The organism is Kastovskya adunca, from assembly GCF_059505785.1.
In genome coordinates this window covers 133,055-148,175 of sequence record NZ_JCACLG010000033.1, presented here as the reverse complement: position 1 = coordinate 148,175, position 15,121 = coordinate 133,055, and the positions used below count along the sequence as shown (strand labels likewise).

The window sequence follows — 15,121 nt, the reverse complement described above, 5'->3', positions numbered from 1 at the left end:
CGCACCCCGTTTGAAAACAGAATATTAGCTTAGGCTCAGAAACCCAGATAAGAAGACATTTTCTGAGCTGGGTTGACAAGGATTAGCTACGGAAACTGATTCATCCAGACGCGGACATCAACTGCCAGCATTTCACCAAGTTGCAGGAGTTGGCGCAGTTGGATTGTGTCCCAATTAGTGATAGATTTCAACTCTGATTCATCTCCCAGATCATTTTTATCAGAGACTAACTTTGCTTGCTTCGCTAGCTGGCACTGAGGCCCAATACGCGATTGCAGTGCATTAAAGTAAAGTTCTTGGCAGCGATGTAATGACAAATCTAGGCGCAATTGCTGCCCGACTTTAATGAGAGACACGACGTAAGCGATATCTGACTCTATTTCTGGATTGGCATCATGTAGTAGTTGCCAAAGCGATCGCAAAATTAACCCTTCTAAGGTTTCCTTTGCTTCGGGAGTGTTCAACCTCGTCCGTAGATGATCAGCCTCTGTTGCCAGGGCTTGCAACTCTGCCAGGTGATTCAAACTGGGTTGCCTTTCGCTGGTTTCTCGATCTAGTGCCCGGATGGAAGTCAAGCAGCGATTGGATAGGGCAATCTCTGCCGCCACTTGCAATTCCTGCGGGACTGGCAACTCATCTCGCTGGAACGCCCGCAAGACTCCGTAGTTGTTGCGGTAAACCTGGCTGTAGAGCTGATCGAGGCGCGTCAATGTGTCTTGACTCAACAGCCGCATAATCCGCTGCCGTTCTTCAGCAAACAAATTTTGTAAGTTGAAGGTTTGATCCCCGAAAAGTTTGGACATTGCCAAAATCAATTGTGCGGCGCTGGCTTGCTTGAGAACATCAAATAGCTTCTCTTTCAGTTTGCTGTAGCTACGTCGTCCGGCAAAAGGTTGAATGCAGCAGTGGAAGTCCCAGCCTCCCAGGTGCAGCACGGCAAACACCAAATGAGAGCTTTCCCAGGTAATTTCTGATGTTAGTCGCAGTTGCCCTACGGCTAGTGTCAGCAGCCCCATGCGTTGCAATTGGTAATCGAGCTGTTGAGCTTCATAACAGTAGACGCGTTGTTGGGAGGTGTAGTTAGTAAATAGTGAGCTAATCGCATAATGGGCTGCCACTTGCTTAAAGCTCACTTGTGCCGATACTACTAATTGCCGATAGACTTCCGCCCCATGTCTAAATTGTTCAACATTGCTCGGTGCTAAAGCTAGGCGCTTGAGGAAGCCTCTTTCTAGCTGCACTCCGGCAACATCACCCGCCAATTCCAACGCACGGGCAGCGTAGCGGAGAATCTGCACGCCTTCAGGACGGGAGATTTCTTCAAAGAACCAACCGCAACTGGTGTACATCAGCAAGGCATGACGCTGCATTTCCAACAAACACAGAGCGTCAATTTGTTCGGTGGGATTGAATTTGTGGGTGCGATGACGAGCCAGGAAATCCTCTATATTGGCAGCGGAGCGGTCGCGAATGACCTGAATATACTCATCCCGCGCTAACCAGGGATCACGGAAGAACTGGCGACCTGTATCTTCGTAAACTCGGACTAGGCGATCGCGCAACCAATCTAGGGCGTTCCGCAGCGGACGCCGCCACTTCTGGTTCCAGAGTCCACCACCTCCACAACCGCAGTCATCCTGCCAGCGGCTCACTCCGTGGGAGCAACTCCAAGCCGTCACGGGTTTTAACTCCACTTCCCACGTAGGCGGATTGATACTGAGGTAATGGGCGTAGTTCGTCACCGTCCAGCCCCGGTTAGGGAACTCTTGGGTAAAGGCATAAGCGATACACTTCTCGGTGCCGTATTTGTGATGCCCAAAGGTTTCTCCATCAGTCGCCACGGAAATCAGTTGGGAGGGTCGATGGTCTCCCCGCACAGCTTGACCCAAACGTCCGGCGAAGCAATCGGAACTACCGAGGACTTCATTGAATCCCATGTCGCGGGAAATTGGGCCATCGTAGAAAAAGATATCGATGTATTCGCCACTCTCCAGGAAGCAGCGGTAGGGACGGGTGGGATCGATTTGACCACCACCGACTTCTAACCACTGGGGATCGCTTTGGTTGGCAGTGGGAAACGCTCGACAGCGCTCGGCTTGTGAAGGCGCAAGAATGATGAACTTAATGCCTTCGGCAACTAACACTTCTAAGGTGGGATAGTCTACGCCTGTTTCCGCTAGCCACATGCCTTCGGGATCGCGTCCGAAGCGGGAACGGAAGTCTTCTTTACCCCAACGAATTTGGGTATATTTATCTCGCTCGTTGGCTAAGGGCAAGATTATATGGTTGTAAACTTGAGCGATCGCATTGCCATGACCATTGAGGCGATCGCTACTTTTGCGGTCAGCTTCTAAAATCCGTTGATAAACCTCAATATCGTAGCGTTCTAACCAGGACATCAGCGTGGGGCCGATGTTGAAGCTCAAATACTCAAAATTATTGACGATCCCCAGCACATCTCCCAACTCATTCAAAATTCTGGCAAACGCATTGGGGCGATAGCATTCGTGGTGAATCCGTTCATTCCAGTCGTGAAAGGGAGAGGCACTCGGTTGACGCTCAATCGTGTTGAGATAAGGATTTTCCCGTGGCGGTTGGTAGAAGTGACCGTGGACTGTTATATATACGCCAGTAGCCGTTTTTAGAGGCTCCATTTCGACCTGGGGATCATCTTTAAAATCTGCAATAGTATTCATTGCAACAGCTTCCTGTGAAGCTGGACGCTCGGCAGCAGAAGTCATAAAGTCACCAAATTGTAAAAAATGTAGGTACAGCTCCCTCAACCTGAAAATTTAAAGCCTAGGTTAGGAGGCAGCGATCGCCTGTTGATAGAAAACTAAAGAAGGTTCGCAATCTTGACAATTACTGATTCAAACAGGCTGTCGCAATGACTTGGTAAGCGGACAGATGATGCTTGTCTCAGGGAGATAATGGTTCAAGGTTTTTACGCTTTTCCCATTGAAACCCATTACCTATCTTACACAGCCGATTAGTTCATGGAACTTAACTGCCAAGGTAGTAACTACTCATGATCGTCACACCTACCCAAGAACATACCCTCTAAGAGATCAGAAGCGAGTATTCTAGAGTCGAATTACGTTGTGCTCTTTAGGTACAAAAAACTGGATGCTGAACAAAAACACGATTTTGTCCATCTTGCTGATCTTTCTCCCCATCTCGATTGCCGCACATTTTTTGGAATGGGGAGCGACGGCTGTTTTCATCACCTCCGGTATAGCAATCATCCCTTTAGCGGCGTGGATGGGGACTGCCACTGAAGAAATCGCCGTGTTTGTAGGCCCGTCCTTGGGAGGACTACTCAACGCCACCTTTGGTAATGCTACAGAACTAATTATTGCCTTGATTGCTCTCAATGCCGGACTAGTCGATGTTGTCAAAGCAACGATTACAGGTTCAATCATTAGTAACTTACTACTGGTGATGGGCTTTTCGATGCTGCTGGGCGGCTTGCGCTACAAAGAACAGGAGTTTCAGCCGGTTGTGGCACGGGTGAATGCTTCGTCGATGAATTTGGCAGTGATTGCCATTTTGGTTCCGACTGCCGTTGATGTCACCTCAACCGGGATCGATGAATCGATCTTGCAACGCCTTTCTGTGGCAGTAGCAGTGGTCTTAATCTTGGTTTACGGGTTGACCTTGCTGTTTGCCATGAAAACCCACAGTTACTTATTTGATGTGGGAGTTGCAGAACTAACGATAGAAGAAACTGAAACAGGAGAGCTTATAGAAAAACCGATTGAGCATAAACCAAATCTGTGGCTGTGGATAGGGGTATTGCTAGGAGTGACGTTGTTAGTTGCCTTGGAGTCAGAACTACTGGTTGATTCCTTAGAAGTGGCGACGACGAAACTTGGGTTAACGGCTTTCTTTACAGGTGTGATTGTGCTTCCTGTGATTGGTAATGCAGCCGAACACGCCACAGCAGTGACTGTGGCAATGAAAAATAAGATGGATCTATCGGTTTCCGTTGCGGTGGGATCGAGTCTGCAAATTGCCCTATTTGTTGCTCCTGTGTTGGTGCTGGTTGGATGGTTGATTGGTCAACCGATGGATTTGGACTTCAATCCTTTTGAGTTGGTAGCGGTAGCAGTAGCGGTGCTGATTGCCAATTCTATTAGTTCTGATGGCAAGTCCAACTGGCTAGAAGGGACTTTGCTCTTGGCTACCTACGTCGTGCTGGCACTGGCGTTCTTCTTTCACCCGGTGATTGAAGGCTGGGTTTAGTGCCGTCCATAGCAGAAATTTTGTGCAAGAAGCCGTTTAAGGAAGATTAAGGAAAAAATTGCCTCCTGAGCTTCCTTGTCCTCAAGGATTGTACAAATGGTTTTTGGCGTTGCCTGCTAAACGAGCGCGATCGCGTTTGTTTAGTCCTTCGGTAGGTGGGCATTTGCCCACCCAAACTAAAATATCCTGGATATTGAACCAACAAGGAGAATAGATTCCATGAATCTACCCTTGTGCAGCTCCAGAAAAATCCGCCATCCTAGTATTAGAGATAAACATAAACCGCAGGCGTCCCATGAGCTACTGCATCAATCCTAAATGTTCTCAGCCATCTGACCCTCTAAATGCCAAGCTCCTCGTTTGCTGTCACTGCGGCTCTTCGTTAGTGTTGCAAGGGCGCTACCAAGTCAAGCAGCTTCTGGGAGAAGGGGGATTTGGCAAAACCTACGAAGTAGAAGACGAGCAAGGAACGCCGAAAGTCTTAAAGGTACTGCTGCTCAATGAAACTAAAGCTGTTGCCTTATTTCAGCAAGAAGCGCAGGTATTGAGCAGCTTAAATTCCCCAACAATTCCCAAAATTGAGCCGGATGGCTACTTTACCTTTTTTCCGAAAGGCAGACACCAGCCCTTGCACTGTCTGGTGATGGAAAAAATCGAGGGAATTACCTTAGAAGCATGGCGACAGCAGCAGCCAGAGGATGAACCCCTCTCTCAAGAGCAAGCGATCGCCTGGCTGAAGTGCTTAGTGGAAATTTTGCACCAAGTCCACAAACAACTGTATTTTCACAGGAACATCAAACCCTCCAACATCATGCTCACACCCCAAGGGCGGTTGGTGTTGATTGACTTTGGTAGTGCTAAGGAAGTTACCCATACTTATCTAGTAAAAGTCAGTGGGGAGCGCAACGTCACGAGAATTATTTCTCCCGGCTATACGCCGATTGAACAAGCCAATGGCAAAGCCGTCCTGCAATCCGACTTTTTTGCCTTGGGAAGAACCTTGGTTTATCTCCTGACAGGCAAATCTCCTAACGATTTTCCCGAAGATCCCCGCACAGGGCAGTTACTCTGGCAGCACCGAGCACCACAAGTCTCCAAAGCCTTGACGGATTTGATCGATCAGTTGATGGCACCCTTTTCCGGCGATCGCCCCCACGATGCTGAGATGATTCTGCCGCGCATCTCTACAATCGAGCGTAACTGTCAAGTCCCGCCGTTTTTGCCCCAGAGTTCTGTCTTTGACAACTCCCTAGCTGGGCTGCGACTGCAAGCCTTGATGAGTCAACACCGTTCTTCCAGTAGTCGCCTCAAACGCTTGTGCAGCAACGTTATTAAGTTTCGCTACCCGATCGCGATCGCTAGCCTCCTTTGTTCTGTTGGATTAGCTACCACTCAACTTGATGAAGATTTTGTCGCACGGCTCAAGAAACACCTAGAGATATTCACCAATCAACAGTCGTCGCTGCCCACTCCCGCTAGTAATCCCAATTTTGTCACCACAACGCCTCAAAATCCCTCCTCAAACACGGCGATCGCGCTATTTTACTCTGGAGCCTTAGACGGCATTAACATACCGTTGCTTTTGAGTCCCGATGGACAAACCCTTACTAGTGGCAGTGGCAATCGAGACAGCATTAACTCTAAAATATTGGCACCGGAAGATTAAGCCGTACTCTAAAAGGACATTCCGAGCATGTCCGATTGATAGCGTTTAATTCCGATAGCAGGGTGTTAGTTAGTGCTAGTTTTGACAACGCGATTAAAGTTTGGCGGCTGCCTTGATTAGTTATTAGCAATCGTATCGACGAATAATGTTCAAAAAACGGCTAATGACTAGTCATTAAAAAGCGTAAATAGCAACAACTGACAAAATTACTCATGACTGGAACCACTTGGCATAATAGTACCCGTTAAGTCGGCATTTCGCAGGTTGACCTGATTTAATTTAGCGTCGATGAGGACGGTTTCTTTGAGAATTGCTCCGGTGAGATTAGACCAGTAGAGCTTAGCTCGGTACAAGTTAGCTCTTGTCAAATTTGCGCCTCGTAGAGTTGTCCAGCTAATATTTGCACCTCTCAAGTTGGCATCAATTAAAATAACATTGGTAAAGTTCGTACCGCTCAATTTTGCTCGACTTAAGTCGGCTTGCGTAAAGTCAGCACCGCTGGCATTGACCCCATTTAAAATGGCATTGGCTAAATTAGCTTTTTCTAAATTGGCTCCAATTAAAATCGCGTTTGATAAATTTGCCCCTTCTAAATTGGCTCCTGTAAGGATGATATTGGTTAAGTTAGCGCGGCTTAAGGGAGCGTTAATCAATTTTGCTAAACTTAAATTCGCTTCTCGTAATACGGCTTCACTTAAAAAGGCTTCTGTCAAGTTAGCTCGGCTTAAATTCGCTTGAGTCAAATTCGCGGCTCGCAGGCTGGCATCGCTCAAGTTTGCTTCACTTAAATCAGCTTGACTGAGATTGCTGCCAATTAAGTTTGCCTGACTCAAATCGGCTCGGAGAATGGCTTGGTTCAAATTTGCTTCCCGTAGATTGACTCTGACTAGAGAAGCTCCTGTTAAATTTGCCTCGCTTAAATTGGCTCCCCGCAGGTTCGCTTCGCTCAAGTTAACTCCGATCAGAGACGCCTTTTTCAAATTCGCCTCTCGAAAGTCCCGTTCTCCTGCCGCATATCGCTTCAGCAGTTCTCCGGTATCCATACTCATTCGCTTCCCGCTCTCCTTAAACTAATATCAAACACGGTCTTAGTGTTCCCTGGTTTTCTGGTTTAACTTATCCCATCTATCAATTCTCAGCAGCCATTCCGATTGGGCAAGCGTGAAACTTAGCTTCCCTATAGACGCAGGCTCAAATAGCCTTGCATTCTGAGACAATTGAAAAAGCTTTTACAACTATCAATTTGGTCAGCTAATCAATCGGGGGACTTTTGGAGAGACTCTTGAAGAGAAAGGGAACTGATCTCTAGATTAAGAGCAATAACCCCGACCGGACTTCTTCGGAGTGCTGAAGAGCCGATCGCCAAATGCTACAGGAAGAATACATAATGCCGGACAACTTAAGAAGCAAAGTCGTTACCCAAGGGAAAGAGCGATCGCCGAACCGCGCCATGTTGCGGGCGGTTGGTTTTGGCGATGGGGATTTTACTAAACCGATTGTAGGCATTGCCAACGGTTACAGCACGATTACTCCTTGTAATATGGGACTCAATCAGCTCGCTCAACGGGCTGAAACAGGCGCTAGAAATGCCGGATCGATGCCGCAGATGTTCGGCACGATTACGATCAGCGACGGCATCTCAATGGGCACGGAAGGGATGAAGTATTCCCTCGTGTCGCGGGAAGTAATTGCTGACTCGATTGAAACCGTCTGCAAGGGTCAAAGCATGGATGGCGTGCTGGCAATTGGAGGCTGCGACAAGAATATGCCCGGAGCGATGATTGCGATCGCCCGGATGAATATCCCAGCAATTTTTGTCTACGGCGGCACGATTAAACCCGGTCACTACAACGGCACTGACCTCACGGTAGTGAGTGCGTTTGAAGCAGTAGGCGAGTACAGCGCTGGGAAGATGACCGAAGAGGAACTTTTGGAAGTCGAGCGTCGCGCTTGTCCGGGTGCTGGATCTTGTGGTGGGATGTATACCGCCAATACGATGTCTTCTGCTTTTGAGGCAATGGGAATGAGTTTGCCCTACTCCTCAACAATGGCAGCAGAAGATGCGGAAAAAGCTGACAGTGCGGAAAAGTCGGCGTTTGTGCTGGTCAATGCTATTCAAAAACAAATTCTGCCCCAGCAGATTCTTACCCGCAAAGCTTTTGAAAACGCGATCGCGGTGATTATGGCAATTGGCGGTTCGACCAATGCAGTATTGCATTTATTAGCGATCGCTCATGCCATTGGGGTGGAGTTAATCCTGGATGATTTTGAGATAATTCGCGCCAAAGTCCCAGTGCTGTGCGACCTCAAACCTAGCGGTCGCTTCGTCGCCACTGACTTACATCGAGCCGGGGGCATTCCTCAGGTCATGAAAATGCTCTTGGTGCAAGACCTGCTCCACGGCGACGCCCTCACCATCACTGGACAAACAATTGCAGAAGTCTTAGCAGAGGTTCCTGAGGTGCCGCGCGCCGATCAGTTTGTGATTCACCCTTGGAGCCAGCCAATGTACCCCCAGGGGCATTTAGCCATTCTCAAAGGGAACCTTGCATCAGAGGGTGCAGTTGCCAAAATTACGGGGGTCAAAACGCCAGCGATTACTGGCCCAGCGCGGGTTTTTGAATCTGAAGAAGAGTGTTTAGACGCTATCCTCGCAGGCAAAATCCAAGCGGGGGATGTGCTTGTGGTGCGCTACGAAGGACCAAAAGGTGGCCCAGGAATGCGTGAGATGCTTGCCCCCACCAGTGCCCTTATTGGTGCTGGCTTAGGCGATGCCGTAGGCTTGATTACCGACGGACGGTTCTCTGGCGGTACCTATGGTATGGTAGTCGGTCACGTCGCACCAGAAGCCGCTGTAGGGGGCGCGATCGCGCTGGTAGTTGAAGGCGACAGCATCACCATTGATGCTCCCAATCGCTTGCTGCAAGTGAATATCTCCGAGGAAGAATTAGCTCATCGCCGCGCTAGCTGGCAACCGAAGCCACCCCGGTACACAACTGGAGTATTGGCAAAATACGCTAAGTTGGTTTCTTCTAGTAGTGTGGGTGCCGTAACCGATTTGGATTTGGATTTGGGTTAACACTAACTCCAAGGTTTATCGCTCTACGCTTTTACAAGGTGGGCATTGCCCACCTTACAACCCTGTACTTGATTGAAAAGAGAAAATTACCAAAAAATATCAACCACTCTGGTGATGTCCTTTCAGGTCTACTCAACTTAACGTAAGTTATGGTGACAAACTGAAGGGATTAAAATAATGGATTCAGAATCAGAACGCATACAAAAGAACATCAGTACTGTGGATGTTGAGGCGACAACGATAGGCGAAACCGAGCCTCAGGATGAAGTGCAACTTCATCCCATTCCCAATAGTGCCTTTGAGCAGTTTGAAGAACTAGGCAAAACTGAGCCTCAGAACCAAGTGCCACTTGAGGCTGTCATACCAGAAGTGCAAAGCCACGAACGAGTAAGCGTGGAAGAGTTCAAGATTAGCGGTGACGCCCTAGTGGGCAAAGTTAAGCAACTGCTTCATCAAGGAAACATCCGCCGCATTATTGTTAAAAACGAAGAGGGACGAATCCTAGTGGAAATACCGCTAACTGTTGGAGTGGTTGGTGGAGTCATTGGTGCGGCAATGTTTCCTGTTGTCGCCGCTTTAGGAGCCATTGGGGCAATGGTGGCGCACCTTACCTTAGTGGTCGAAAAAAAGGAGTAGTTTGAGTTCAATCCGCTTTTTGAGGAGTAGATTACCAATTTTACGGCGTTGGTTCTGCCTCTTGTGGGCTGGGAGGAATACGCTCAATCGTAATCAAAGCTTCCATTACTGACTTAACGATCGGTGCCGCCACAGACGAACCGAAGGCATCATCCCCTTTGGGTTCATCAACTACAGCAACAACAGCATATCGAGGAGCCTCGATGGGTAAGATACCAACAAAGCTGGTGATTTTAGCATTGCTGTAGTAACCACCTCTGGGACTAGCTTTTTGGGCCGTTCCGGTTTTGCCGCCAATTCGATAGTCTGCAATTTGGGCATTCTGCCCTGAACCGTCAGTGACAACACTTTCCATCATTTCGACTACTGTCTTAGCAGTGGTGGGGGAAAAGACTTGTTTGGGAGCAGGAAGGCTTGGCTGCCAGTAGAGCTGTCCTTTTGTATCAAAGAGTCCTTTGACGACATGAGGGGTGACAAGCTTGCCTCCGTTTGCCAAGGTTGCCTGTAATTGTACAAGTTGGATGGGAGTGAGGGAAAAACCCTGACCGAAAGACGTAGTTGCAGCTTCAACAGGAGAGGAGGAAAATTGTTTTTGACTTTTTAGTTGAGAAGTTGCGGCAAAAGGCAGGTCTGATTCCATAGGGTGCCCTAGCCCCAAACGTTCTAGCCAGTCGTAGTAGGTAGCAGACTTCACCCGTTGCATAATTTTTACCATCCCAACGTTGCTGGAATGTTGCAGAATCTCTGTAATGCTGATGGAACCTCGACCTCGCTTGTCAAAGTTGAAGATTTGTCGATCGGCGACTTGAATTTGACCGGGGTCACTGAATACACTATTCGGCTCGATGGCATTGGCTTCTAACGCGATCGCCACATTAATTGGCTTGAAGGTTGAACCCGGCTCATACAAGTCTGTCAGCGCCCAGTTTTTGAATAAGCTGACATCAAACTTTGAATACTCGTTGGGATCATAGGTTGGTTCAGCCACTAACGCCAACAAGGAACCATCCCGCACATCCATGACAATGACAGCGCCACGTTTGGCATTAAACTGCTCTATTTTTTCTTTGAGCGCCGAGCGGGCTGCTCGTTGCAAGCGGCTGTCAATTGTCAGTTGCAGCCGTAACTCATCAAAATGCAGAAATCCTTCAGGTACATGATCGGGCATTAGTAGACCGTTCCCCGCTCTACTAAGCCTGAGTGTGCGTACAGTACGTTCTAGTAGACTTTCCTGGCTGTATTCCACTCCGGCTTGACCCCGATGATCGATATCAACATAGCCGACAACGTCGGCAGCCAAATCCTTCTGGGGGTAAAAGCGAGAGTACTGCCGAATTAGCTCCAGACCATCGGCTTGCAAACGGCTTACCTGGTCAGCCATCTCTTCGCTTAGGGCATGGGCAATCCGAATTCCACTAGATCGTTTATTGAATTGCGCTTCTAAATCTGCTGGCGTGGAACTGAGAATCGGACTTAGCGCCGCCGCCATCTCTGTCTTTGTTTTTTTAAATAGCTTGGGGTGAGCATACAGAGTGTAGACAGCACGGTCAACCGCCAAAATATTGCCCTCTCGGTCTACAATCGGACGCCGAGGGACAAAGGGGCGTAAGTATACCATCTGCTGGTTTCTAGCTTTTTGCTCAAGGCTAGAGGCTTGTGACACTTGTAGCGAGTACAAATTCAGTGCTAACCCAAAGATGCCTGCAATCATCAATCCCCAAACCAATAGCAATCGCACGCGGGGCAGTTGAGAGAGCTTTTTTCTTTTTAGAGGCACTTGCCTTTTACCCGCTTTGAGTTGTGAGTTAGCTTTTTTCTGCCTTAACTCATAGTCCATAACTCTTTAATGATTACTCGCGATTGACACGCCCCAGCCCAAATGCGAAGGGATTCTTTGTTCTTAGACCTAGCTTACTGAAATAGGTTTACACCTAAAATAGTAGAGGCTAAATCTCCCAAAGCGTTCGGATCTAATATTCAGGTTCTTACATGCCCTGTAGTACCTAAGGCTAAATTCAGGATGCTTAGCCGTCCTGGAAGGTGACTCTTATCCAAGTCAGAACGGGGATTGAATCCTATTAATTTTGGTCATTTAGTACCCCATAGGAGCCTCAGGAATGAGATTTGGTTCGGAGTTTTGGGGAGGAGCAATAAAGACTTGGCGCGGGGGGGCGGGGGGCAAAAAGATGGTATTAGCTGGGGAGGGGGTCACTAAACCTGTTCCGGGTTTTTCCGCTTGTTGTGCCAACTGGTCTTTCATTACTTCATTAGTGGTTGTCAAGTTACGTTCTTGACGTTGCAACGTCTCCAATTTTTTGAACTCCCGCATCCACTGTTGTTGGTTGTACACTGTCCAGGAATAAATGGTCAGGGTCATGGCGACGAGAAAAAAAGTTGCTAGTGAGGAACCGCGCTGCAAAAATAGAAGCGATCGCCACCACCAGGGAAACTGTTGCTGCCCAATCTTCAGCTTCTCCACCTTACGACTTCTAGAAGACGTATTCCTCATGCGGGACGCCGAATGCTCCCGTTTTTGAGTCCTGCGGGAGGGAACAGCAGCATTTCTAGGTCGATGTTGCTGAGGAGGAACAGCATAGCGAGGGGCAACAGACATAAGCAGTTAGGAGTTGGTTGCTAGTGGTTATGTTAAGCTCTCATCAGCTAAAAGAGCGAATCATCCCCAGCGAGGTTTGGAATCTCGCGGCTAAACGAGGGAGTTTTTTCTCCTGACTGACTGAGACTTGACACGCACATTCAGCCAGCATCCGCTCTCGTTAAATTTAAAGCAAATCCCTTCAATGAAGGTGATAAATCGAACTCATCCTAGCATTAGTCTGTAGATTATCTAGATGAGCAGGGAGTTGGGAGGGAGCAGGGCGGAGTTGGCGCGTATACTAATGCCTCAGCTTTTGGGGCGGGAGCAGTTTGTTGCACGGGGATTTTGATCACAAATTCAGTACCCTGACCTGGTTTTGACTGCACAAGTAATTGCCCACCGTGTTGACTGACAATGCTTTGATAACTTACCGCTAGCCCTAGTCCTCTACCTTGACCTGTTTCTTTTGTGGTAAAAAACGGATCAAAAATGCGAGACAGCAGTTCTGGCTGAATACCGAATCCATTATCAGCGATCGCAATTTGCACCCAGTTAAACTCTGTTGGCACAGCAGCGGGTAGACATTCTGTACGCAGCACAATAGTTTTATTATCCCCCCCTCCTCGATGCAACGCTTCAATTGCATTCGTCAGAAGGCTCAAAAAGACCATGTTGAGTTGTTGGGAATAGCACTCCACCTTCGGTAGGCGATTGTAGTGCCGCTCAATGTTAATCTCCCCATCGAGTTGATGGTGCAGCATCAGTAGCGTACTCTCCAAGGCGGCGCTGAGGTCAACGACTTTCAGTGCCGCTTCATTCTGCCGCGAAAACTTTTGTAATAACTGCACGACCTCATGAATGCGTTCTGCGCCCGATCGCATTGACTTTAAAATTTGAGGTAAGTCTCTCAGTAAAAAATCTAGCTCTGCGGCTTCTGTCAGTTGTTGGATTTGCGCTGGGGGATTAGAATACTCTGTCTGATAAGCTCTGACCAAGGAAATTAGGTCACTTACATAACTGTCAACGTAAGGAATATTGCCGTAGATGAAATTAATCGGATTGTTGATTTCATGGGCAACTCCTGCCACCATCTGACCCAGACTCGACATCTTTTCACTTTGAATTAACTGCGCTTGGGTATGACGCAGTTCTTCTAGCATGACGGACACGGTTTCTGCTTGAGCAGCACTATGGGCAGCTTGACGCTGGGTTTGGGCATACAGATGGGCTTGTTGCAGAGAAATTGCTAGTTGGTCAGCGACAGCTTGGGTTAATTGCTGATCGTTTGGTGACCAATAGCGAATGTGAGAACATTGGTTAAGGTACAGCAGAGCATGGAGAGTGCCGTTTGCCTGAACGGGGATCACGAAAGAGGATTTGATTTGCGCTTGTTGGTACTCAGCATTAGCAATACCGATGCGTTCATCTTTCGTAATATCAGCAATTTGTACTGACTGCCGATGCTGAATGACCCATTGCGTTAGAGGGCCATGAGTGTCAAAATCCTCCAAGCAGGAGGGGAAAGGTTCGCGACAGACTTCGTAGAGATGTTTACGTCGAAAGCTAGCAGAGGCTGATTGGGGAGGTTGGGGTTCGTCTCGATCTTCAACGAGATGGACTAAACAGCGATCGATTTGCAATGCTTCTAGGAGTTCTGCGATCGCAGCGGTTAAAATTTCTTCGAGATCGAAGCTGGCAATCAGTTTGCTCGTAATGGAATTGACTAACCGTTCTTGCTGCGCCTGCTTTTGGGTTTGTTCGTAAAGTTGGGCTTGATGAATCGCAATTTCCAAAGGCGGCACAATTGACTGCAAGAATTTCACTTCAGCCGTTGACCAGGAACGGGGCTGTTGAGAAAGATAGGCAATAAACCCCCACTGACCCGCAGTTCCGGCGACCGGAATCAGGAGATAAGCATCAAATCCTAGGAGCTGATCCCTGGGTTGGGTGACGAGAAATGGGCGTTGCGGTAACAGTCGTCTCAAAACTTCAGGAATTTGTAGTTGGGAAGCTAGCGAACCAGAATTGAGGATTACTTCCCCAGTAGCGATCGCTTTTGCCTCTTTCCCAAAACTTTCTAAAGAGTAATAACCCAAAAGCGATGTCTCTAAGGTGCCGTAGCGGCGATCGCAGACAACTTGTACTTGTTGGGTGTCCTCAAAGTACCACAGGAAGCTACAGCACTCTAAACGCCACAACTGGGCAATTTCATCTACCACTGTTTGTAAAACAACGTTGAGTTCCAATGAATTACGGATGCGCTCAACAATCTTCTGGATCATTTGCATTTGCTGCCGGGGATACTTTCGCCAAGCTGGAAACAATTGCCGCACATTGTCAATAATCACGGAACACAATGCCTCTAGCGTTAAAAATACTTCTTCTCCCCCTTTGTTTGGCTTTGGCATAATAGTCAAGACATTGACGACTCTAAATGCCTAGACGGATCGGGAGGGTTGTAATGTTACCTGAGAGGTTCTTCGGGGACATTTCTCAGTTTCCGGTAGCAGCGCATTGCCTGAGACCGCTTCAAGGCTTGCCAATAGGTTTCTTAAAAAACTAGTAACTGTTGCTGTGCTACCAAGTTAACGTTTCCGAAAGGTCACCTATGTCTAAGTTAGGAAAAGTGCAATGACACCATGCAAACCCTAGAAGCCTGTACTAGCCTGCGATTGCTCATGAGGTCTACACCCTAATCAGCAAGTTTTATTAATCTACTGGATGCTTTTATTGAAGATTGTATTTGAAACAACAAAAAATTGGCGCGATTTAGTTATTGATTAATCTGTTGTTCATGGTTCTGCCATGATCGGGCAAGCTTTTGATAGCAAGGCATACATAAGCTAGTCGCTCAATCCTTGTTCCCCAAAAAGTTGAAGAATGGACTGACTGAAGTTGA

At 47.9% G+C, this 15,121-nt stretch carries 11 protein-coding genes; 6 read left to right on the top strand and 5 right to left on the bottom strand.

The window, feature by feature from the left end:
- Window positions 1–86: 86 nt before the first annotated feature.
- A complete protein-coding gene (locus AC5JR3_RS13535) occupies window positions 87–2,741 on the bottom strand; it encodes a DUF3536 domain-containing protein (RefSeq protein ID WP_495846788.1) in 2,655 nt (884 codons plus the stop codon).
- 385 nt (window positions 2,742–3,126) lie between these two features.
- Here AC5JR3_RS13535 and cax point away from each other — a divergent pair, with 385 nt between their 5' ends.
- From cax to AC5JR3_RS13515, 4 genes are all read left to right on the top strand, one after another.
- Window positions 3,127–4,245 (top strand): calcium/proton exchanger, encoded by a 1,119-nt coding sequence (cax, locus tag AC5JR3_RS13530; RefSeq protein ID WP_495846786.1) that lies wholly within the window; start codon window positions 3,127–3,129, stop codon window positions 4,243–4,245.
- Window positions 4,246–4,303: 58 nt separating this feature from the next.
- Window positions 4,304–4,459, top strand: a complete 156-nt coding sequence (locus tag AC5JR3_RS13525; RefSeq protein ID WP_495846784.1) for a hypothetical protein — start codon at window positions 4,304–4,306, stop codon at window positions 4,457–4,459.
- Window positions 4,460–4,540: 81 nt separating this feature from the next.
- Window positions 4,541–5,911, top strand: a complete 1,371-nt coding sequence (locus tag AC5JR3_RS13520; protein WP_495846782.1) for a serine/threonine protein kinase — start codon at window positions 4,541–4,543, stop codon at window positions 5,909–5,911.
- 35 nt (window positions 5,912–5,946) lie between these two features.
- Complete coding sequence (locus AC5JR3_RS13515) at window positions 5,947–6,027, top strand: hypothetical protein (RefSeq protein ID WP_495846983.1); 81 nt, start codon at window positions 5,947–5,949, stop codon at window positions 6,025–6,027.
- 90 nt (window positions 6,028–6,117) lie between these two features.
- Here AC5JR3_RS13515 and AC5JR3_RS13510 read toward each other — a convergent pair whose 3' ends face one another.
- Window positions 6,118–6,954: a pentapeptide repeat-containing protein gene (locus AC5JR3_RS13510; RefSeq protein WP_495846981.1), complete on the bottom strand. Its 837-nt coding sequence runs from the start codon at window positions 6,952–6,954 to the stop codon at window positions 6,118–6,120.
- A 344-nt stretch (window positions 6,955–7,298) separates the two neighbouring features.
- Here AC5JR3_RS13510 and ilvD point away from each other — a divergent pair, with 344 nt between their 5' ends.
- Both ilvD and AC5JR3_RS13500 read left to right on the top strand, forming a co-directional pair.
- Window positions 7,299–8,990, top strand: a complete 1,692-nt coding sequence (gene ilvD / locus AC5JR3_RS13505; RefSeq protein WP_495846780.1) for a dihydroxy-acid dehydratase — start codon at window positions 7,299–7,301, stop codon at window positions 8,988–8,990.
- Between the two features lie 342 nt (window positions 8,991–9,332).
- Complete coding sequence (locus AC5JR3_RS13500; RefSeq protein WP_495846979.1) at window positions 9,333–9,626, top strand: DUF4342 domain-containing protein; 294 nt, start codon at window positions 9,333–9,335, stop codon at window positions 9,624–9,626.
- Between the two features lie 40 nt (window positions 9,627–9,666).
- Here the strand turns inward: AC5JR3_RS13500 and AC5JR3_RS13495 are convergent, their stop codons facing one another.
- From AC5JR3_RS13495 to AC5JR3_RS13485, 3 genes are all read right to left on the bottom strand, one after another.
- Entirely contained in the window at window positions 9,667–11,463 is a 1,797-nt protein-coding gene (locus AC5JR3_RS13495; RefSeq protein WP_495846778.1) for a peptidoglycan D,D-transpeptidase FtsI family protein, read from the bottom strand.
- Between the two features lie 255 nt (window positions 11,464–11,718).
- Window positions 11,719–12,240, bottom strand: coding sequence for a hypothetical protein (locus tag AC5JR3_RS13490; protein ID WP_495846776.1), 522 nt, complete (start codon window positions 12,238–12,240; stop codon window positions 11,719–11,721).
- Window positions 12,241–12,467: 227 nt separating this feature from the next.
- The gene (locus AC5JR3_RS13485; RefSeq protein WP_495846774.1) at window positions 12,468–14,630 is read right to left on the bottom strand and encodes a GAF domain-containing sensor histidine kinase; all 2,163 of its coding nucleotides are present in this window, start codon (window positions 14,628–14,630) and stop codon (window positions 12,468–12,470) included.
- Between the last annotated feature and the right edge of the window lie 491 nt (window positions 14,631–15,121).

Excerpts from the sequence above, each read along its gene's own strand:
- AC5JR3_RS13535 (WP_495846788.1), bottom strand. The coding sequence starts at position 2,741 with ATGACTTCTGCTGCCGAGCGTCCAGCTTCACAGGAAGCTGTTGCAATG.
- cax (WP_495846786.1), top strand. The coding sequence starts at position 3,127 with ATGCTGAACAAAAACACGATTTTGTCCATCTTGCTGATCTTTCTCCCC.
- AC5JR3_RS13520 (WP_495846782.1), top strand. The coding sequence starts at position 4,541 with ATGAGCTACTGCATCAATCCTAAATGTTCTCAGCCATCTGACCCTCTA.
- AC5JR3_RS13510 (WP_495846981.1), bottom strand. The coding sequence starts at position 6,954 with ATGGATACCGGAGAACTGCTGAAGCGATATGCGGCAGGAGAACGGGAC.
- ilvD (WP_495846780.1), top strand. The coding sequence starts at position 7,299 with ATGCCGGACAACTTAAGAAGCAAAGTCGTTACCCAAGGGAAAGAGCGA.
- AC5JR3_RS13495 (WP_495846778.1), bottom strand. The coding sequence starts at position 11,463 with ATGGACTATGAGTTAAGGCAGAAAAAAGCTAACTCACAACTCAAAGCG.
- AC5JR3_RS13490 (WP_495846776.1), bottom strand. The coding sequence starts at position 12,240 with ATGTCTGTTGCCCCTCGCTATGCTGTTCCTCCTCAGCAACATCGACCT.
- AC5JR3_RS13485 (WP_495846774.1), bottom strand. The coding sequence starts at position 14,630 with ATGCCAAAGCCAAACAAAGGGGGAGAAGAAGTATTTTTAACGCTAGAG.